Consider the following 20,320-nt stretch of genomic DNA (forward strand, 5'->3'; position numbering starts at 1 on the left):
CGAAATGGCAAATCGGGTTGGACGTTTCAGGCACGCGGCACTGGCGGCAACGGGAGCGATGGCGATCATGTGCGCGGCCGCACCGGCAGCCGCGCAGACGCGGATGTTCGATGTCCCCGCCCAGCGCGCCGCCACCGCCGTCTCCGCCCTCGCCAGACAGGCCGGGGTCCAGATCCTGCTGCCGGGCCGCACCGGCGGCAATGTCCGCACCCAAGCCGTCCGCGGCAATCTGTCGGTCGAACAGGCCCTGGACGCGATGCTCGCCGGTACCGGCCTTCGGGCTATGAAGACCGGACCGCAGACTTATACGATCCTCCGCGCCGCCGGTGCGAGCGCGACGGATGCCGGCACCGTTTCCGCACAAGCCCAAGATATCGTGTCGGCGGACGTTGAGCGGGATGAGGGTCAGGACATCGTCGTGACCGGATCGCGTCTTCGCTCCCAAGGGGAGCAGCCGGTCACCGTCTTCAACGAAAAGAGGATAGATGAGCTCGGCGTCAACCAGGTCGCCGATGTGCTGCGCTATTTGCCGCAGCAATCGTTCCAGACTTCGGAAGCCACCTCGTTCGGCGCAGCGCGATCGGTGCAGCTGAGAGGTCTCGGACTTGGCACGACGCTCGTCCTGGTCAATGGACGCCGGACGGTCACGTCGGCTCTTCAGGGTACGCGGAACGTCTTCGATCTGAACATGCTTCCGCTCGCTGCGGTGGAACGGATCGAGGTGCTGACCGAGTCCGCCTCTTCCGTCTACGGCGCGGACGCGATCGGAGGCGTGCTCAACCTCATCCTGAAGGACGAAGTCGATCGCCCGACCGCCGACTTCTCCTACGGCACGGCCAAAGGAGGCGGCGCGGAATATCAGGGGTCACTTGCCTTCAGCGTGCCGGCAGGGCGCCTGCGCAACGTCTTCGTGTTAGAATATTTCAAGCGTGAGCCCCTTTTCGGACGCGACCGCGATTATACGCGAGATGCCGATTTTCGACGCTTCGGCGGTACCGATCAACGCGTCGAAAACGCAAATCCTGGCAATATATGCGCCGCCGATTTCTCCAATCTGCCGGGACTTCCTGGGCCCTGCGCAGCAGTGCCGGTCGGAAGCACCGGCGTTGGGTTAACGCCGGAAGACTTCGCCCAGACGGTCGGCCAGACGAATCTCGCCAGCAGCTATGCCGACCTCTCGATCATCCCCGCCGGGCGTCGATACAGTGCATTCGCGCGCGCCGAATTTGATCTGAGCTCGGCCATCACCGCCTTTGGCGAATTGATGTATGTCGATCGCGAGGATCATCATATCCAGCCCGCGCCGTCGCTCGACTTCACTTACGTTCCCGAAACCAATGCGTTCAATCCGTTCAGCGTGCCGGTTCTGGTGAATTATAGGTTTGATACCGAAGCCTACGGCCCCCGATTTGATCGCTACACGTCCAAGGCCTGGCGCATAGTCGGCGGTCTGGAAGGCAATTTCGACAAAGGCGGGTGGGAGACGGCCTTCCTTTATACCCATGATAAGGGCCGCAATATCGCGGAAGGCGGTCTCGATCTGGCCGCACTTGATACAGCTTTGGCCGAAAGCGATCCGACAAAGGCGTTCAACCCGTTTCAAGATGGACCCGGCGGAAGTCCTGCGTTGCTGGCGTCGCTTCGCAGAGCCACTCCGATCGTAGACAGCCTCGTCTCCGAGGCTGTCCAGGGCAGCGCATTCGTGCGCCGCGAGCTGTTCGCACTGCCCGGGGGAGCTGCCGAAGCGGTAGTCGGTGGCGAATTGCGCAATGAGTCGGTCGGCGTTCATTCACAAATATTCGGCATCGATCTGGCAGCCGACCGTGACACCGCATCCGCCTTCTTCGAACTTCGTGCTCCTCTGATCGGACCGGACCAGGACAGTCCGCTTGGCGAGAGGCTTACGATCACTGCTTCCGGCCGCTTCGATCACTATAGCGATTTCGGAGGAACCCTTAATCCGCGCATTGGCGCTTTGTGGGCGCCGACGAAATCATTTCTTGTTCGCGGCTCTTATGGAACGAGCTTTCGGGCCCCGTCGCTTTTCGAGTTGTTCCTGCCGCCGACATTCATTCCAGGTATTCCGTTGCCGGACGCCAGGCGTGGCGGCGAAATATCCCTGGTGGACATAACCCTGTCCGGCAATCCGAACCTGGACCCGGAAAAGGCGAGATCGTTCAATGCGGGCTTCGTGTTCACGCCCGCCTCGGCGGCGGGGCTGAGTCTTGGCGCCACTTATTGGTCCGTGGAGCAGGATCAGCGGGTCGTGCTCACCGATCTTTTCCTCATCCTGCAGAATGAGGAGGCTTTTCCGAACCTTGTCGTCCGAGCGGCGCCGACGCCGGCGGATGTCGCTGCCGGCCGGCCGGGAAGGCTGCAAGCGCTCAATGTCCAGAACATCAATTCGGGCAAGGTCGAGACCAGCGGCATGGATTTCGACGTTTCCTTTGGCATCGACACGTCGATAGGCCGATTTGCGCCGAGCCTGACGGCAACCTGGGTTCACAGCTACAAGGCCGCCGACTTTCCTTTCTTCCCGAGCACGGAGCGCGTCGGCCTCGCCCAACCCGACGGTACCATTCCCGATTGGAGGGCCGTCGGCACTTTGACCTGGTCGCGTCGCGGCTTCGGCGCGACCGCGAGCGCTCGCTACGTTTCCCCTTATGACGATATCGATTTCTCCGGAGAACGGACCGGCCGGAAGATTGAGCCGCCGATCGTGATAGACTTCCAATTGTCCTTCAACCTGGGAGAAATTGCCAAAGCGGACGGAGGCTTGCTCGAGGGCTTTCTGGTTCGGGCGGGAGCGATCAACCTGTTCGACGCGGATCCGCCCTTCAGCGAGGTTCGGGATGCATATGGCCACGACGCTTCCCAGTCCGAAATACGGGGCCGCTTCCTCTATCTGAAGCTCACCAAGGCGTTCTGATCGACGCCGATGCCGATGGGCGCAACGTCTCGCCCCCGCGCATATCCCGATTGCTGCCCTCCGACCTATGCGAGGAGTTCATTTTAATGGCGCATCATAAGGGTCTGTTCGCTGTCTTTCTCGCCATCGCATCGCCAGATGTGGGCTTGGCACGGCAACAGGCGGAGGCTCGGTTGCCCCACGCCATCGCCGAAGCGTCCATCCGCGTCACCGAACTCGTGGAATTTGCCGTGGCGCCGGACGGCCGTACAGTTGCTTATGTGACCGCGGCGCCAACATCCAATGGCGATGCTTATGCTCTTTCTGTCTGGGCGAGCGAGGCCAGGAAGGGGAGCAAGGGCCGCAAGCTAGCCGACCTGGCGGACAGCCCTTCGACTTACGTCCGACCCGCGCTGACATTTTCTCCGGATGGCAACCGCCTTGCCTATCTTAGTGCTGGCCAGGCGCATCTGCTTGACGTCGCAACCGGCAGGGACCGGCTAATCGCCGAGGGAAGGATTCCTGAAGGCGCCGTCGTCACGGATGCCGCCTGGTCTCCCAACGGCGAGGATGTCGCGCTGATCGTCGCATCGCCACAGCCGCAGGAAGAGGCAATAGGGGGCAAGGAGATGGACGTGTCCTGGCCCTATTGGGGAGGCGATGCGGGACCCGGCCGCCGCATCCTTCTGGTGGATGTCGCCTCGGGAGGGGTGGAATTCCTCACCGGACCGGATCTGGACGTTGCGGAGATGAGCTGGTCTCCCGATGGCCGGCGATTGGCGCTTGCCGCCACTCCGTCAGCTAGCGCAGACCGCTTCTATGAGCTCGATCTCTATATCCTCGATCGGCGTAGCCGGACCGTCACACCGATTGTGAAGCTTGAAGGCGTCGACAACCAGCCGAAATGGTCCCCGGGCGGCAAATGGATCGCTTTTGCCACTCAGGGAGGCAGAGGCGACAAGAATTGGCTCCAATTCCTTGGCCTCTACAATGTGGAGACGGGCGCGATCGAAAATCCTGCGCGCGCCGAGCTCGCAGCCGGCATGGGCACGCCGCGTGATTTCAGCTGGGGCTCCGACGCGCTTCTATATTTTGTCGGCGACCATCGGCTGCACACGCCGATCTTCGAGCTCGACCTGACCTCCGCGCGGCTTCGCCGATTCAGCCCGCTCGACCATCAGATTCTGTCGGGAGTGAGTGTTTCTCCCGCCACGCGTGCCATCCTGTTCGGCTGCGAATCCTTCGCCAGGCCGCGCGAGCTTTGCCAGTCGCCAATGGCGGATTTCAAACCTCAGCTCGTGACCGATCTCAACCCCAAGTTGAAGCTGCCGCCCCACAAGTTGGAAACCATCTCCTGGAAAAGCGAGGATGGACGCTGGGACCTGGAGGGCGTGCTGATACGTCCGGCAGGAGCCGCGTCCCGGTTGCCGCTCGTCACCCTTATCGAGGGCGGGCCATCGATGGTCCGGACACATTTCGGGCTCGTGCAGCAATATCCCGTGCACGCTCTCGTTGCCGGCGGCTATGCCGTCTTCGCGCCGAACACGCGGGGGCGCGGCGGCTATTCCAAAGCCTTCCGGCAGGCGATTCCCGACAATAAGGACTTCGTGAAAGGCGCCTTCGGCGACATGATGAGCGGGGTCGACAAGCTCGTGCGCGACGGCGTCGCGGATCCCGAAAGGCTGGGCATAGCCGGCTTCAGCTATGGCGCCGTGCTGACGGCCTATAGCATAAGCCAGACGAAACGGTTCGGCGCGGCTTCGATCAACGATGGACCCGTGGATTTCCCGGAGACGATGGCACTGGGGGCGGCGAACCTGGCGTTGCAACAGCATTGGCAGCACCAGACAGGCTTCAGCGATCCTTATGACATTGAGGATCTGTCGCGGATGAAGGCGCAGTCGCCAATCTGTCATGTCGCCAACGTCCGGACGCCCAGCCTCCTCGAATATGGCCGTCATGATTTCGGTGGGGTGGGCGAAATGATGGGCGGAAAGCTCTTCCAGGGGCTTCGCCGGTTCGAAATCCCGTCGGAATTCATCCTCTATCCTCGAACCGGACATGGCATTTACGAACCACGTCTCCGCAAGGAATCGGCACGGCGTAACCTGGAGTGGTTCGATTATTGGCTGCTTGGGCGCGCCACCGAGCGGATGATTCTGAAATACGGGCCGCCGCACCAGAGCCGCAGGGCATCGTCCGGTAGGTAGCCTTCGCACTCTGTCGTCCGGACGCCTCTGATAATGGCGGAAGCCGCGCGCGCCCCTCGAAGCAGTGAGGGGAAGAGTGGTTTGGGAGCTGCCCAACGAGGAGTGTCGAACTGGAGTCGTCCGCCGACTGTATCATAGCCAAAGTGCTTATTGGCCATGCCGGCGGACGCTTTCATCCCGATCATCGACATTGGCCTGCACATGGCGGCGATACGCCGGCGGTCGGACGGGAGATCCATGCCGCCTTTACCGGCTCCGGCCTTGCGACGTCCTCAACCATGACGTTCTTGATGCGCGGCGCGGAGGCGCCCGAGCCTCGCCCTTGTTTTCCCGCTGGTGTCCGGGCACCGATAAGGGATGGAGTCTGAGGCGGACCTGGAGACCATCTTGTTGGGGCCGGTTGTTCCCGATCGGTCATGCGGCGAATGCACGGCCTGTTGCACCACCCTGACCGTCGACACGCCTGATTTCAAGAAGCCGGCGGGGATACCCTGCACGCATCTCGGGTCGGGTGGATGCAGCATTCATGCCGTGCGTCCGCATATCTGCCGGACATGGTTCTGCGCCTGGCGAAGAATGAAGGACATGCCGGACGAGGCCCGGCCCGACCGATCCGGCCTTCTGGTATCGCTCAGCTTCGTGAAAGAGGCTCGAAATTGCTTCGAAGGCGTTTCGATCAACGTCCGGGCGCTCCCCGGGAGCGACGCCATCAGCAGCGGCATGGCAGCAACGATCCTCGATGTCCTGTGCGATCAATTGGTCCCCGTCTGGTTCAGCGACGGGAAGCGGAAAATGCTGATGCATCCCGATCGGGACGTGGCCGACTTGGTGATTTCGGGACTACCCGCACCGCAACACCTGCAAGATGAAGTGAATGCATGGCGCAAGCATTACGGGTTGTTTGCCGTCGGCGGCCAGGATGAACGTGGGAAGGATTACGACATCGATTCCCCGGATAAGGAGCCGCCCTGGTGGCTCAGGCGAGACTGAGGGTGCCAGGAGCGGTGCGCCGGGATGGCGGACCGTCCGAACCATTTTCGCCGTCCGCCAGCGGCGCGGCGAGACAGGCTTCCGCGATGGCCGTTATGTGCCTGTGATCGGTGCCGCAACAGCCGCCGAGCACCATCAGTTGCGGGTGCTGCTCGCGGAGCATGCGATATTCGCGCCCCAGTTCTTCCGGGTCGCCCTCGTCCAGATCGGTCATCGCCTCGAGCTCCGCATGGCTGCAACGCGAGGCATTCGCACGCACCCCGCCTAGCCTTTGCGTCCAGCTCTCACCGGTACGGAGGGTGTCGGCGAAATGGGACGGGTGGGCACAGTTGACCATGAAGTAGGCGACACTCCCGTCCGTAGCCTCATCCACGGCTGCTATTGCCGAACCAAGCTGTTCGCCCGTTGGCAGCCGGCCATCGGTTTCGACGGTGAACGAGATGACGGCTGCCGCTCCGGCATCCTCCGCGGCGCGAGCTATTCCGATCGCTTCCGGAACATTGGTTATGGTCAATCCCGAAATCAGGTCCGCGCCGGCTGCCGCCAGAATCTGCGCCTGCCGCGCGTGGTAGCGATGCGCCTCGTCCACGGTCATGACTTCGCCTGGATCATAGCCGTCGCCTCGCGGACCGATGCAGCCGCTGACGACGATCGGCATATCGTTGCGAGCTCTCAGGTCCCTAAGGTGGGAGATTGCCTCGGCATTCAGCTGTTCGAGTTCTGCCTGCGATAGGCCGATCCGTTCGGCCCAATCCGAACTCGCGCGCCAGGTCGGAGATTCAAGCACGAGTCCCGCACCGGCGCGACGGGCGATTCCGATATAGGCGTTGAAATAGTCGTCGAGCATGTCACGGCCGGCCTGGTCGCGCAGCAGGACGATAGAGGAGAAGCAGGGCAGGTCGACGCCCCGATTGAAGATGAAGTCGGTCTCCAGTCCGCCATCGGCAAGATGCGGCCGGCTCAGTTGAGGAAGTGTCTCGAAAGTCATTCTGCTCTCCGAATATCCGGATTGGCGGTACATTGAGGCTTCAGGTTCTCGGTGGAAGCGCGAGACGCTTCCACCTCAAACGTTCACACGTCTAGGGACGCGCTTCGATGATCATGTTCACGGGCGTCTCCGCCGCGCGCCGGATGCGGGTGAAGCCCGCTTCCCGCAGCACTTCGACGATCCTCTTCTCGCCGGCCTGGGCGCCCAGAGCCAGTCCCACTTCCTGCGCCCGCGACGCCGGCGTGCAGATGAGTGTCGAGGCCGCATAGAAGAGCTGCGAGACGAGGTTGAGATTGTCCGCAAGGCTATCCCCTGCAAGCGGCTCCACCAGCATCAGAGTGCCGTCGGGCGCCAAAGTCTCGCGGATGTGCCGGGCGGCGCCGACGGGGTCGCCCATGTCATGAAGCGCATCGAACATGCAGACCAGATCGTAGCTGTTGCCGGGATAGCTCTTTGCTGCCGCCGTCTCGAACGAAACGTTCGCCAGACCGACTGAGGCGGCTCCGTTCCGCGCCTCCTGAACCGACGGACGATGAAAATCGAAGCCGTGGAAGGTCGACTTCGGGAAGGCCTCGGCCATGAGTATCGTTGAAGATCCGTGGCCGCAGCCGACGTCGGCGACCGTCGCCCCCGATTGGAGCTTCTCGACCACGCCTTCCAGCGCCGGCAACCAGGCGCCGATCAGGTTGGCCGCGTAACCGGGTCGGAAGAACCGGTCGGTACCACAGAAGCAGCATGCATGGTGATCTTCCCAGCCACGCCCTTTGCCGGAACGGAAGGTGTCGATCGCCTTTTCGTGCGTCGTGAACTGGGCGGTAACCTGCTGCATGAAGCCCTGGAAGCAGGCCGGATGCCCTTCCTGGGCAAGGACAATCGCCTGCTCCGGAGAAAGCCGGAAAGTCTCCTGTTCCGGATCATAATCGACATAGCCGGCCGCCGCATTCGCGCTCAGCCATTCCAGGAGATAGCGCGCATCGACTCCGGCGGCTTCGGCGATCTCTTCGAAGCCGCTGGGTCCCAGGTCGCGCATGGCGCGGTAGACGCCCGTCTGGTCTCCGATGAAGGAGAGAAGCACGGCCAGGGCAGAACCCACGTCAGCCATGACCTTTCCTGAAAACTGCTCCAGCGCTCGTTCGTCGATCGACGTCGGAGCGGCTTCCTGATGATGGATGAGAATCGTGTCTGACATATCTATTACTCCTCTTGCAAAGCCGCGGCCGGGCCGTCGTTCAACAATAGCCTCAGTGACTGGGTTTCTTCCTGATCAGGTCGTGGTTCATGATCTTCTCCCTGCAAGCGCGACACGGGCTTCGCCGACCCTCGGGATTCGGGGCATTGCCCTGAGGCGCGGTGAAAGTTGCACCGGGTAGCGGATTAGTTCAGGATAGCCCCGAGCAACGTTCGCCCCGCTGACGTTCGGTGGAGCCTCATTACGCCGAGCCGACGCCCAGCAATATGGCCGAGCGGCCGGATTTCTTGATCGAAGCGCCGTCATTGGGAGGAGCAAGACCAATGGACGTGTTGACGAATATGCTGTCGGCTATGAAGCTCACGGGGAGCGTCTTCCTCGAGGCCGAATTCACGGCGCCCTGGTGTGTCTCCTCGCGGATCACCCCTGAAGACTGCGCCGCATATTTCCCGACACCGGAACATGTGATCGCCTATCATTATGTACTCGAAGGAAATTTCCTGTGCCGCGTCGGCGACGATGCTCCCATTGAGGTCCGTTCGGGGGAGATCCTGCTGCTCCCGCGCAATGAAGAACATCATATCGGGAGCTGCCTTTCAGCCGATCCGATCAACGCTCACGAACTCATCGTGCCCGCCGAGGCTGGTGGCCTTGCAAAGATCTCCTGGGGTGGCGGGGGAGATGTGGCTGCGCTCCTCTGCGGCTTCTTGGGCACCGCGACGCCCGTTAATTCGTTCATATTGAGCCTCCCCCCCATTCTGGCGATCGACGCGTCGGCTGGTGCCGCCGGTGAGTGGCTGGTGAGTTCCATACGCTATGCAACCCGGGAGACGCTGGCGGGATCACCCGAAGTCGTCGGCAAGCTCGCCGAGCTGCTCTTCATGGAGGCCGTGCGGCAATTTGTCGCGGACCTTCCCGAGGACCAGAAGGGCTGGTTCGGTGGCCTTCGGGATCCTCACGTCAGTCGCGCCATGACCCTGCTTCACACGCGCTGCGCCGATTCATGGACAGCCGGAGCCTTGGCGCGCGAGGTGGGTCTGTCACGCACCGTGCTCAACGAGCGCTTTTCACACTATCTGGGTGAGCCTCCAATGCGCTACCTGGCCAAGTGGCGCATGAACCAGGCTGCGAACCTCCTTCGCGAAGATCAGCAAAATGCCTGCAATGTGGCCTATGCGGTCGGTTTCAACTCCGAGGCGGCTTTCAACAGAGCCTTCAAGAGGGAATTCGGAATGCCGCCCGCGGCATGGCGCCGGGAAAAGTGCAAGCTGAACTGAAAGGCAATGGAGGGAGCCATGCGGCGCATCATCGTGGTACTTGCCTTGGCGTGGGCGGCTCCGGCGCTGCCCCAGGCAGGAGTGCCTGAGCCGATAAGGAATAGAGTGAATGAGCTGGTGGCGCGGTGCGTGGAGGCTGGCGGCGCCATTGGAAGCATGAGCGGCCAAGGCAGATTTGTCATTCCCGCCGACTTCAACGGTGATGGCCGGGTGGATTTCGTCGTCTCCGAGGGCAATGTTCCTTGCACAGGCAGACCCGACCTGTTCCGGACGAATGGCCTCGCTCTCGTGCAGCTTTATCTGGGCGAACCGGAGGGAGCGAAGCTCGTCTTTCAGGATCGCCTCGTCGCATATCGCATTCTGGCCGGGCGTCCGGCGCGGATGCAGATTGCGCGGCGTGGCTCCGCCTGTGGAGCCGAGGGGCAGGTCAGCGCGCGTTGCGGGGACGAACTGAGGTGGAACGCTGCTGCGCGACGCTTCGAGGAACATGCGACGGATGGAAGATCCGCTGCAGGGAAGCCGTTGATACGTCCCGCCACGATTGTCGGCACATCGACGGCTTCGACCACCGCTACTGTGCCAATTCCAGGTGCGAACGCGAAGATTAGCGGACCGGACCTGCCGTGGCGCTCCGGCGCTGAAGTCACTTTCAAGAGCCAGTGTCGGCAGGAAACGCGGTCGCGCTATCCTACCATGACGTCGGCGAGCATCGCTTCGAGTTGTGACGATTCCTGGAACAAGGTCGTCGCCGCCGGGCCGATCGCTGACGCCTTGCTCGCCGTTGTTCCCGCCCGGACCGGCGAACGGATTTTCGTCTCGGATTTGCGTTCCCGGCTTCCCCAGGTTCGGTGGCGGCCGGCGGCGAACATCCGGGAGAATCGACCGACTGCGGAGGGCATGATGAACGGCCTGTCGGTAAGTGTATCCGGTGCGCCGGCAGTGGAGAGTATCGCTTTCGGATGGAGGAAGCTCGAAGCTGAACCGCCATATGACATTCCCGCTGCTCTTGCGGCCAAAGGAGCGAAGGTGACGGCACTCGGCTGCTTCCACTTCGGACCCAGTGAGGTCAGCCGAACCCATATCGTGAGTGCTCCAGGGCGCGCATCTTTTGCGCTGGAGACTTATATTCGTGCTGCGGCGATGGGAGGGCAGGAATCCTGGATCTCCGCGTCTGCGAACCTCACGGAGAAGCTGCCGACGCTGGCCAGTCTGCGGGCAGAGCATCCAGACCCGGCCTGGGAAGCAGTCTGTCCACACTGAAGTCGTGGTCTGCACAGGCCGGGGCCCTCTCAACGCGACCGCACCTCACATGAACGAGCGTGGGTGCGGTTCTCCGACCAGATCTGGAATCGGAGAGAGCTCGTCTCCGGGCTCCGGCTCGAAGCCTTGCGCCTTCTTCGCGGCGGCAATGGCAGACACGACTTGCTCGACAGCAAAAAACGCCTGCATGTGGTTCATGCCGGGGAGGTCCAGAAACGGCACTCCTTCGGCTGCGGCATATGATCGAGCTGCGGCACAAACGGGATCCTTGGTCCCCGAATATAACAGCATAGGTACACCGGATCTCGAAAGCGCCTCCGATCGATCGGGACGATCCAGAGCGACGGCAGCCCGCAATGCCTCAACATCATTGGCCATGAACATGGCCCGTGCGGATTCCGGCAGCGTGCCGACATGTTCCTCGATGATCGACACCCAGGCTTCCAGGCCCTCTGCGATCGCCTGTCGGTACAGGCTCAAATCCTGATCATAGGGATGAGCTCCCCCAACCACGAGCAGGCCGCATCGTTCGGGATGGCGGGACGCCAGCTCCATCGCCGTCACGCCGCCGCGCGAATAGCCCAGGATGTCCGCTTTGGTTATGGCGAGATCGTCCAATATTGCGAGAACGTCTCCGGCCTCGAGCTCCGGCTCGTAAGCTGCAGGTTCATGCGGCTTGTCGCTCTGGCCGTGACCACGTGGGTCGACAAGAACCAGCTTCCTGCCGTTGCGGATGAATGCATCCACAAAGCCCGCTTCGCGCCAGACGTCCCGCGACTGGCTGAAGCCGCATAGAAGAACGAGGGGGTCGCCCGTGCCTTCAACCTCAAAGGCGATCCGCACATCGCCGTGCCAGGCATAATTGCCCGCTATGGTGTCCATCATCGTCTCGGTTGCTCCGTATGTTCACTGGTTGGGGGACACGTACGGATGGAAAGCTTCGCGTAAATGATCGAGCGGCCGCAATCCTTGCTCCTAAGGCCGGCCCGAATCCGAGTTGCTCCTGCGACGATCCGGCACAGAGATGCAGAGGTGAGGTCTCATTTCCGCGAGCGTCCGGATGCAGGGCGTGATCCCCAGCTAACCCTCGACCAGACAGGCTTGAGCGGCCACAAATGGCGCATGGCTTCCGGTGAGCCAAGCAAGGCTATGTGTAATATGTAACGGCCTGCTGGATCAGATTGTCGCCGATGGGTCTTGCGAATTGCCATGACCACCGCCCCGTGCAGGCGAGGATGCCGCGCCATCTCCGAATTCCGCAGGCTTGGCGTGGCGATCAGGCGGAACGGGCGAGGGAGCCGCGACCGTTGGCGCTCCATCACCCAACCTCAAGACGCTGAACCGCGGCAGCGCGTCTGAAGCCTGGGCGATTATAATTGAACCGCTTGGCTGCTTGGGCCCACCTATTCACGACGCGAGTGGGATGAGGCTATGGTCCGTACGACCGCCCGGATTCTGGACGAATATCTGGTGGCCTCCGCGCGTGCGGGGGATCGGCGATCGATGGAACAGCTCGTGCAGCGCTGGCAAGCCAGGCTCGTCGCGCATGCCTGGCGGCTGACCGGCGATTTCGACGGCGCGCATGAGGCCGCGCAACTGGGCTGGATCGAGATCGGGCGCGGTCTCGGGAGGCTCCAGGACGGTCGGGCCTTTCCCGCTTGGGCGTACCGGATCGTTTCACGGATCTGCGCCAGGCAAGTCGGTGACGCGATCGGCCGACGCAGGCTGGCCGAGGCGGTTGCGGCGCAGCCCGAGGTCGGACCGGCGGAAATCGGCGGCGAACTCGATGCCGCCCGGCTTCGTGCCGCGATCCGCGCGCTTCCGCCAGAACAGAGAGCGGCTGTCGCCTTATTCTATTTCGAGGACATGGGCGTCGCAGAAGTTGCAGTCGCCCTCAACGTGCCGGCGGGCACGGTCAAGACCCGCCTTATGCATGCGCGGCGCAAGTTGCGCGCTGCACTGGAAGGAGAATCATGATGCCTGATGTGGACGATCTCATCGATGAAGCGATCGACCTCGAGGAGCGCGAATTGCTGCGCGCGATCGGCGAGGAACCAGGGTTTGTGGAACGCGCTTTGGGTATGTTCGGCGCGGGCGTCCGCTGGATGGTCACGTTCATGATGGTGAGCCAGATATTGCTCTTCGTCGCCGGCGTCTGGGCGGCGTGGGGCTTCTTCGAAGCCGCCGATCCGGTCACCCAGCTCCGCTGGGGGCTGCCGGCGGCCGTGCTGCTGCTCGCGTCGCTCGCGGTCAAACTCGCTGTCGCGCCGCCGATCCACACCAGCCAGATCATGCGCGAGCTGAAGCGGATCGAGCTTCAACTCGCCCGCAGCGCGAAGCGGTGAGCCCGGGCCGCCTGTCCGACGTGCAGGCGCGGTCGCGGGCAGGCCGAACGGAAGGAAGTGGCGCTTGGTGGCCGGTAAGGTGACCCGGTCATCGATTGCCTGGCCGGATCAATGCGAGCAGGATCGTGGTGATCGCGACTGTCGCCAATCCGGGCAAGCTCGCCTCCAGCCCAAACTGCCCGCCGGTCCACCAGTCGGGGGAAGATGAGTAACTGGGCCGGAGGAGGCTGGGTTCGCCCTCGCCGCTGACTCCAAAACCAAGCAGAATGCCGTGGGTCGTGTTCGCCATGAAATGGAGGCCGATGGGTAGGGCGAGGCTGCGGGTCCGAAGATAGGCGAGTCCGAACATGATCGATGCGAGGAATATGTTCGTGGCCGCCCACAATCTGGTGACACCCGTCATCCCTGGATTTCCAAGATGGGTGAGCACGAACAATGCGGCAATGATCAACTGCGCCGGCCAAGGACCAAGCGCGTCGATCAGCCGCTGGAACAGGATTCCGCGAAACAATGTTTCCTCGGCGATCGCGACACCTGCCATGAGCAGCACCGCGCCAAGCAGCGCGTCAGTTTCCGTGCCGGTGCCACGAAATCCTACCGATCCACCCATCCAGAGTATGAGCGCGGGAGCGAGCATCAAAAGCGCCCCCAGGCATCCGCCAAGCCCCAGCTGACGCAACCATTGGCTGTCCGGTCGCCCGGTTACTTCCCATATCGCCTTACGTCGCAGCAGCTGGGTAGCGGCGGTGGCGGCGGCGATCAGCCCCGCTTGCTCGAAAATGGAAATTGCACGGCCGGCTTGGGCCGAGAGCAGGATCGCGGGAAACAGCATCGCAGCAAGGATCGCCAGGAACGCGCCCGCCCATCCGATATGCTTCAGCCGAGAGCGCCAATCGTCGAACAGAACCGTCATCAGTCTGCCTTTCCATGAGATGTCGAGACGCTCGATTGCCGCCAGCTGATCAGCGCCGCGGCGAACGCGAATATCGCCGCAGCAGCAAGCCCGGCCCGCGGCGCGACCACATTTGATGCGATCGACGCAAAAAGGAGCGCGGCGAGCAGCGTTCCGGCGGTCTGCCCCATCAGCCTGGCGGTGCCCTGCATCCCGCCCGCCGCAGCGCTACGCTCCTCCGGCGCGATCAGGAACAGGTTTCGGTTGTTGGCAAGCTGGAACATCCCGAATCCCCCGCCGCAGGCCAGTGCGGCGACGGCCAGGGGCGCAACGCCGCCTTCCGGCGGAAGGCTCGCGCTCAGCGCCAGACCGATGGCCAGCAACGTAGCGCCCAGCGCGCATTGCCCTCCCGCATCGATCCTCTCGCCGAGCCTGCGCGCAGCGATGCTCGTCATTCCCACGGCGATTGGCCAACAGGTGAGCAAAAGCCCGGTCACCATCGGCCCGTGCCCCAGCCCATTTTGGAGATAGAAAGTCAGCCCCACGAGCCCCGCCGATTGCGCGGTAAAGCAACAGACCGAAGCCAGCACCGAAGCGCGAAACCGGGGCCTCGTCAGCAGATCAAACGGCAGGACAGGCCGTTCGCGCCCCCGTTCTCGGCGCAGCAGGAGCGTGAAACTGAGCAATGCGGCGGCAAGCCATAAGGTCGCGACGAGCGGGTGATCCGCAAACTTCCGCATCGCGCCGAACAAGGATGCCGCCGTCGCAGCGTGCAGCACGATTGCGAATATGTCGACGGGGTCCCCGGTGGCCCCGACCTCGGGCAGCCGCCGCGCCGCAATCAGCGCCACTATGCTGAAGGGAAGGCCGGCGAGGAACAGCCAGCGCCACGAACCGAGCGAGAGGACCAGGGCGCCCAGCGTCGGGCCCGCCGCGGAGCAGATCGCGATGGTCAGCGCGTTCCAGCCTATGGCATCGGCAAGGCGGTCCGTTCCCAGCGCGGCCCGTAACAGCGCGACCCCCAAGGCCATGATGGCGGCTGCCCCCAATCCCTGCGCGCTACGTATCGCGACAAGGAGCGGCAGCGACGGCGCCACCGCACAGAGAAGGGACGCGAAACCGAAGAGTCCGACACCGCCGATGAAGAATCTGCGAAAGCCGAGGCGCTCGGCAAGGTGTGCGCACGGAAGCAGGCCAATCAGCAGGGCGAGCTGATAGGCGCTCACTGCCAGTAGAGCCTCGCCCGGGGGAATTCCGAATGCGCGGCCGAGCGTCGGCAACGCCACATTGACCATCCCCGCATCGAGGACCGCAAGGGCCATCGCCGCCAGCACGGCGACGATGCTCCAGCGAAGGCGGGCCGGCGAGGGGCTCATGCGCCCCCCGTCGTCCAATTGCCATCGCGCTCCACGAAGCGCGTCAGCTTGTGCTCGACTTGATCCTCATGGCGAAGGTCGCGCTCGGTGAAGCGGAACAGCAAGGCCGTCTCGCTCGAGCAACGTGTGTCGTGTATGTCGCCGGGAAGATAGGCGCTTGCTGCGCCCGGCCGCAGCACATTCGTCTCGCGCCGCACCAGCTGCACCTGGCCGTTGGCGTCGAGCAGCTTCGCATAGGTACTGACCTCGAGCTCTCCGGATTGTACGGCATAGACTACCCATGACCGACCATGATCGTGCGGCGGCCGGTAGAGGCCCCGCGTTTCGGTATGCGCCAACAGCATGAATCCGTGCGCCGGATCGCGGTGCAGTTCGCGCGCGGCCGGGCGTTCCGAATGCAGCGCCGCCAGCCATTCCTGGCGCGGGTCCGTCAGCGTCAATCCGGCGAGATGGGCGCGGCATCGTTGCACGAGCGTGGTGCTGATCGGACCCCAATCCGATCGGACATTCGCAATGAACTGGTCGAGGGCGCTGGGCATCGACATTCTCCGTTTCATATTTCGGAGCGGGAGATATCGGGCGCGCATATATGGCGGAAGACGCACGGTTTGCATTCAATCATTGCGTTTGGCGCTATATATGTGGGACGGCATGCCCTATGGAGCGACTATGGCTCGGTTGGACTTCAATCTCTTGCATGTGCTCGACGTGCTGCTCGACGAAGGCAATGTCACGCACGCGGCACGAAGGCTGCGGTTGAGCCCATCGGCGATGAGCCGGGCGCTGGCGCGGCTTCGCTTGGTGACCGGTGATCAGCTTCTGGTCCGCGCGGGCCGGGGCCTGGTCCCTACGCCCCGCGCGATCGCGATGCGCGAGAAGGCCCGGCTCCTTGTCGAGGATGCGAGCGCCTTGCTCCGACCTGTCGACCGGCTCGATCTCACGACGCTGAAACGCACCTTCACATTGCGCACGAGCGACGGCTTCGTGGAGACCTTCGGCCCGGCGCTCATTCGCCGCGTGCATGAGGAAGCGCCCGGCGTTCAACTCCGCTTCGTGCGCAAGCTCGACAAGCGCAGCGATGGGTTGCGCGATGGTAGCGTCGATCTCGAGACGGGCGTCGTGGATGACGCGATCAGCCCCGAAATTCGCAGTCACGCACTCTTTGCCGACCGCTACATAGGCGTAGCCCACGCCCATCACCCGATCGTGCGAACCCCAATCACACCGGCCGCTTATGCGGCCTGCAGCCATGTGATCGCCTGGCGGCAGGGGCTGGATCTCGGCCGAGTGGATGAGCTGCTCGCCGATCTCGGGCTGTCGCGCAACATCATGACGACAGTGGACGGCTTCTCCGCGGCGCTGGCCATCGCCCAGGGAACGGACTTGGTCGCGACCGTGCCCGAAAGGCATACCGCCGAACTTCGCGAGGGCATGTACAGCTTCACGCTTCCGCTACCCCTCCGCGCATTTACGATCTCGCTCCTCTGGCATCCCCGGCTCGATGGAGACCCGGCACATCGCTGGTTGCGCAAGAAGCTGGGCGAAACCTGTGCGCCCAGAACGATTTGAAGGCTGGCGATCATTCCGCGCCTTTGTTTTCGGCGTGGGAACGCGCGCGGACCGATTTGCGCCGCGATAGGGACAGGTGGGGTATCCGAGCCGGAATCGATTTCAGGTCAGGCCCCAATCTCGCATCTGGCCTGACCGGCGGTTAGCGCTGGCCGGACCGCTGGGCGGCGCCGGCATCTCGCTCTCGGCCTGGGGCGAGCTGGGCGACGTGGAAGACTATGGCCTGAGGCTCGGCCTGCGCTGGTAGATCCGACGGGCGGGGCGGTCCCCGGGCCGCCCCATCCCCGTCCTCCGGGCGACGCGCAAATATGAAATTAACCTCTGCGCCTTACCAGGGCAGGCGTGAGCGAGAGACGAAAGCAGGACCGCCGGACGGGCAGGCGGGCGATACTTCCCGGCGGCATCTGGACCACGGCAATGGCCGGGCTGGTCGGGTTGGCGTTCGCGATTGCCGGCCTGCTCTATTGGTCGACCAATACGGCGGACAGCCTGTCGCTGGCGCGGCAGGAAAGGCTGGTTTCCGCCATCCTCGCGCAGAGCGTCGAACGAGTCCCGCACGATCAGGAAAGCGTCACCGTCTGGGACGATTCCCTGATCCAGCTGCGGAAAAGCCCGCTCGATCTGGATTGGCTGGACGCCAATCTCGGCATCTGGCTCCACACTTATTACGGGCATGACGCCGCCTATGTCCTCGATCCGAAGGACAGGCCGCTTTATGCGATGAGCGACGGCAAGCGCGGGAAGCCCACGGATTTCATGCGGATCCGGGCAAGCGCGATGCCGCTGGTTGCGGAGCTTCGCACCAGATTGCGCAGCGGGGCAGCCGACGACCTGCCGCCGAACATCCTGACCCCCGGGGCTGCGGACATCATCGTCGCGGACGGGCATCCCGCCATCGTCAGCGTCAAGCCCCACGTTTCCGACACCGGCAGGATCGTCCAGGAACCCGGTGCCGAATTCTTCCATATCGGCGTGCGGCGGCTCGACGGCTCCTATCTCGCTGCCGTGCGCAATACCTATTCGATCGACGGAGCGCGCTTTTCATGGGGCGACGATACCGGCGCCGGCGAGCGGTCCCACGCTTTGCGTTCGCGCGATGGAAAGCTGATCGGTTATTTCATCTGGAAACCATTCGCGCCGGGATCGGCCGTGTTCGCCCGGCTGGCGCCGGTCCTGCTCGCCGCCTTTCTCGTCATCGCCTTGTTGGTCATCGTCCTGCTCTTCCGGGTGACGGCAGGCACGCGCAAGCTGTACGAAAGCAGGGCGGCCGCCCAGCATCTGGCCTTCCACGATCCGTTGACCGGACTTCCTAACCGGTCGCTGTTCGACGACAGGCTGGACCATGCGCTCGCCATCTATCGCGAGACCGCCGAGCATCGGGTCGCCTTGCTCTGCCTGGATCTCGATCGGTTCAAGAGGGTCAACGACACGCTGGGACATCCGGCCGGCGACGAACTGATCCGGGAATTCTCGCGCCGGCTCGGTGCGATCATCCGCGTGACCGATACCGCTGCCCGGCTCGGCGGCGACGAGTTCGCGATCATCCAGACCGAGGTGTCATCCTTCGAGGAAACCGAATTGCTGTGCCGGCGCATCGTCGAAGCGGCGTCCCAGCCCTTCATGCTCGCAGGAACCCAGGTCTTTGTCGGCGTCAGCATCGGCGTCGCCTTGGCCGGCAAGGACGGGCTCGATGCCGCGGAGCTCACCCGCAAGGCGGACATCGCCCTGTACGAATCCAAGGCCCATGGCCGCGGCCGGCACAAATTCTTCGCGCCGAGCATGGACGAGCCGATCCGCGCCCGCGAGGCCGCCGAGCGCGATCTGCGCGCCGCGATCGAAGCCGGCGATCAATTGTCGGTCGCCTATCAGCCGCAATATTCCGCCATCACCGGCGAGATCGTCGGCGCCGAAGCTTTGGTCCGCTGGCAGCATCCGGAAAGGGGACAGATGCCGCCGGCGGCCTTCATTCCGATCGCGGAGGAAACGGGCCTGATCGAGCCTCTGGGCGAATGGGTGATGGCCGAAGCGTGCAAGGCGGCGAAGGACTGGCCGATCCAGACCATCTCGATCAACGTCTCGCCCGTCCAGCTGCGCAACCCGCATTTCGGCTATCGGGCGATCGGTATCATCAGCGATGCCGGCATCGATCCGGCGCGGGTCGAACTGGAGATCACCGAAACCGCGCTGATCGACAGCGCCACCCAGTTCGCGGTCAATCTGCGCCTGCTGCGCGCCTTCGGCATCCGCATCGCGCTCGACGATTTCGGGACCGGTTATTCCTCCTTCAGCCATTTGCGGGAGTTCGAAGTCGATCGGGTCAAGATCGACCGCACCTTCGTCGACAAGATCAGCGTCGATGCCGGCGGCAGCGCGCTCATCCGGGCGATCATCGACCTCGCCCGATCCACGGGCCTTCAGACCACCGCGGAAGGCGTGGAAACCGACGAGCAGAAGAGCTTCCTGCAGGATATCGGCTGCAACGAGCTGCAGGGTTTCTTCATGGCCTATCCGATGCCGGCGTCCGAAATCGGCAAGCTCCTGGAGGGCAAGTCCAGCCCCGGGCGCGACGACGCGGCGGAGAGTCCGAAGCGCACGGCCGTGGGCTGATCGGCGCTGGCCACGACACATCATGAGACATCTCAAGTATCTTCTCCCAGGCGCCATGGCGCTGATCGGCACCGCTGCGGCCGCCGAGGCGCCCGTCGACATTTCCGCCAATACCGGCATCGTCTCCGACTACAGGTTCCGCGGCATCAGCCTGTCCGACCGCGGCCCGGCCGTGCAGGGCGGCGTGGACCTCACGACCAAAGCCGGGTTCTTCGCCGGCACCTGGGCCTCGACCATCGCCGATAATGAAGGCGCCGAAGTCGAACTCTATCTCTATGCCGGCTATGCGGCGGAGGTTGCCGGTTTCGATCTGACGTTCACCGCCAATACCTATCTCTATCCGGGCGCAAACGGCGTGAATTATGCGGAGCTCAGCGCCATTGCCGAGCGCACGTTAGGGCCCTTTACCCTGGGGCTGGAGGCGGCACTTACGCCCCGCCAGGACAATGTCGACGAGGCCAATCATTATCTTGGCGCTTCGGCGGCCTTCGAGATTCCAGGCACAGGCATCGTCGCCAAGGCGCGCGGCGGTTACGAGGACGGCTTCTACGATCGCAAATGGGATTGGGAAGTCGGCGCCAGCTACAGCCGCTCGATCTTCACCGCCTCGCTTTCCTATGTCGGCACCAATCGCGGCGCCGCCCACCAGGAAGGACGCGCCGCGCGGGACGGGATCGTCGCGTCGCTGCTGGCGGAGTTTTAGAGCCTG

General features: G+C 63.4%; 17 protein-coding genes. 10 read left to right on the forward strand and 7 right to left on the reverse strand.

Annotated elements, in window-relative coordinates; genetic code table 11:
* The first annotated feature begins 4 nt into the window (after window positions 1-4).
* The 3 genes from RQX22_RS14510 to RQX22_RS14520 all read left to right on the forward strand — a co-directional run bounded on the left by RQX22_RS14510 (window position 5) and on the right by RQX22_RS14520 (window position 6,108).
* Complete coding sequence (locus RQX22_RS14510) at window positions 5-2,929, forward strand: TonB-dependent receptor (RefSeq protein WP_315727269.1); 2,925 nt, start codon at window positions 5-7, stop codon at window positions 2,927-2,929.
* 86 nt (window positions 2,930-3,015) lie between these two features.
* Window positions 3,016-5,118, forward strand: a complete 2,103-nt coding sequence (locus tag RQX22_RS14515) for a prolyl oligopeptidase family serine peptidase (RefSeq protein WP_315727270.1) — start codon at window positions 3,016-3,018, stop codon at window positions 5,116-5,118.
* Between the two features lie 357 nt (window positions 5,119-5,475).
* Window positions 5,476-6,108, forward strand: coding sequence for a YkgJ family cysteine cluster protein (locus RQX22_RS14520; RefSeq protein ID WP_315727271.1), 633 nt, complete (start codon window positions 5,476-5,478; stop codon window positions 6,106-6,108).
* Here RQX22_RS14520 and RQX22_RS14525 read toward each other — a convergent pair.
* The 3 genes from RQX22_RS14525 to RQX22_RS14535 all read right to left on the reverse strand — a co-directional run bounded on the left by RQX22_RS14525 (window position 6,095) and on the right by RQX22_RS14535 (window position 8,649).
* Window positions 6,095-7,096, reverse strand: a complete 1,002-nt coding sequence (locus RQX22_RS14525) for a homocysteine S-methyltransferase family protein (protein ID WP_315727272.1) — start codon at window positions 7,094-7,096, stop codon at window positions 6,095-6,097. The genes RQX22_RS14520 and RQX22_RS14525 overlap by 14 nt on opposite strands.
* Window positions 7,097-7,187: 91 nt before the next feature.
* The gene (locus RQX22_RS14530; RefSeq protein WP_315727273.1) at window positions 7,188-8,285 is read right to left on the reverse strand and encodes a class I SAM-dependent methyltransferase; all 1,098 of its coding nucleotides are present in this window, start codon (window positions 8,283-8,285) and stop codon (window positions 7,188-7,190) included.
* 241 nt (window positions 8,286-8,526) lie between these two features.
* Window positions 8,527-8,649, reverse strand: a complete 123-nt coding sequence (locus RQX22_RS14535; protein WP_315727274.1) for a hypothetical protein — start codon at window positions 8,647-8,649, stop codon at window positions 8,527-8,529.
* On the opposite strand from RQX22_RS14535, the gene RQX22_RS14540 reads away from it, so the two are divergent.
* Together RQX22_RS14540 and RQX22_RS14545 are read left to right on the forward strand one after the other, a co-directional pair.
* Window positions 8,639-9,562, forward strand: a complete 924-nt coding sequence (locus RQX22_RS14540) for an AraC family transcriptional regulator (RefSeq protein ID WP_315727275.1) — start codon at window positions 8,639-8,641, stop codon at window positions 9,560-9,562. The two genes, RQX22_RS14535 and RQX22_RS14540, sit on opposite strands and share 11 nt — an antisense overlap.
* A gap of 18 nt (window positions 9,563-9,580) precedes the next feature.
* A complete protein-coding gene (locus RQX22_RS14545) occupies window positions 9,581-10,822 on the forward strand; it encodes a hypothetical protein (protein WP_315727276.1) in 1,242 nt (413 codons plus the stop codon).
* 45 nt (window positions 10,823-10,867) lie between these two features.
* Here the strand turns inward: RQX22_RS14545 and RQX22_RS14550 are convergent, their stop codons facing one another.
* Window positions 10,868-11,707, reverse strand: a complete 840-nt coding sequence (locus RQX22_RS14550; protein WP_315727277.1) for an alpha/beta fold hydrolase — start codon at window positions 11,705-11,707, stop codon at window positions 10,868-10,870.
* A gap of 546 nt (window positions 11,708-12,253) precedes the next feature.
* Between RQX22_RS14550 and RQX22_RS14555 the strand changes: the two genes are divergently transcribed.
* Both RQX22_RS14555 and RQX22_RS14560 read left to right on the forward strand, forming a co-directional pair.
* Window positions 12,254-12,799 carry an RNA polymerase sigma factor gene (locus RQX22_RS14555; protein WP_315727278.1) on the forward strand — a complete coding sequence of 182 codons (546 nt, stop codon included), beginning with the start codon at window positions 12,254-12,256 and terminating at the stop codon, window positions 12,797-12,799.
* Complete coding sequence (locus RQX22_RS14560; RefSeq protein ID WP_315727279.1) at window positions 12,796-13,167, forward strand: DUF6768 family protein; 372 nt, start codon at window positions 12,796-12,798, stop codon at window positions 13,165-13,167. Before RQX22_RS14555 ends, RQX22_RS14560 begins: the two co-directional genes overlap by 4 nt.
* 88 nt (window positions 13,168-13,255) lie before the next feature.
* Here RQX22_RS14560 and RQX22_RS14565 read toward each other — a convergent pair whose 3' ends face one another.
* The 3 genes from RQX22_RS14565 to RQX22_RS14575 are packed head-to-tail and all read right to left on the reverse strand — an operon-like array spanning window position 13,256 to window position 15,974.
* The gene (locus RQX22_RS14565; protein ID WP_315727280.1) at window positions 13,256-14,080 is read right to left on the reverse strand and encodes a CPBP family intramembrane glutamic endopeptidase; all 825 of its coding nucleotides are present in this window, start codon (window positions 14,078-14,080) and stop codon (window positions 13,256-13,258) included.
* A complete protein-coding gene (locus RQX22_RS14570) occupies window positions 14,080-15,435 on the reverse strand; it encodes an MFS transporter (protein WP_315727281.1) in 1,356 nt (451 codons plus the stop codon). The genes RQX22_RS14565 and RQX22_RS14570 overlap by 1 nt, the downstream gene beginning before the upstream one ends.
* Window positions 15,432-15,974 (reverse strand): hypothetical protein, encoded by a 543-nt coding sequence (locus tag RQX22_RS14575; protein ID WP_315727282.1) that lies wholly within the window; start codon window positions 15,972-15,974, stop codon window positions 15,432-15,434. Before RQX22_RS14575 ends, RQX22_RS14570 begins: the two co-directional genes overlap by 4 nt.
* A gap of 130 nt (window positions 15,975-16,104) precedes the next feature.
* Between RQX22_RS14575 and RQX22_RS14580 the strand changes: the two genes are divergently transcribed.
* The 3 genes from RQX22_RS14580 to RQX22_RS14590 all read left to right on the forward strand — a co-directional run bounded on the left by RQX22_RS14580 (window position 16,105) and on the right by RQX22_RS14590 (window position 20,314).
* Window positions 16,105-17,004 (forward strand): LysR family transcriptional regulator, encoded by a 900-nt coding sequence (locus tag RQX22_RS14580; protein WP_315727283.1) that lies wholly within the window; start codon window positions 16,105-16,107, stop codon window positions 17,002-17,004.
* A 342-nt stretch (window positions 17,005-17,346) separates the two neighbouring features.
* Window positions 17,347-19,611 carry a putative bifunctional diguanylate cyclase/phosphodiesterase gene (locus RQX22_RS14585; RefSeq protein ID WP_315727284.1) on the forward strand — a complete coding sequence of 755 codons (2,265 nt, stop codon included), beginning with the start codon at window positions 17,347-17,349 and terminating at the stop codon, window positions 19,609-19,611.
* Window positions 19,612-19,633: 22 nt separating this feature from the next.
* The gene (locus RQX22_RS14590; RefSeq protein WP_315727285.1) at window positions 19,634-20,314 is read left to right on the forward strand and encodes a TorF family putative porin; all 681 of its coding nucleotides are present in this window, start codon (window positions 19,634-19,636) and stop codon (window positions 20,312-20,314) included.
* The last annotated feature ends 6 nt before the right edge of the window (window positions 20,315-20,320 follow it).

The sequence above is a fragment of the Sphingosinicella rhizophila genome, from assembly GCF_032378825.1.
Classification (GTDB): domain Bacteria; phylum Pseudomonadota; class Alphaproteobacteria; order Sphingomonadales; family Sphingomonadaceae; genus Allosphingosinicella; species Allosphingosinicella rhizophila.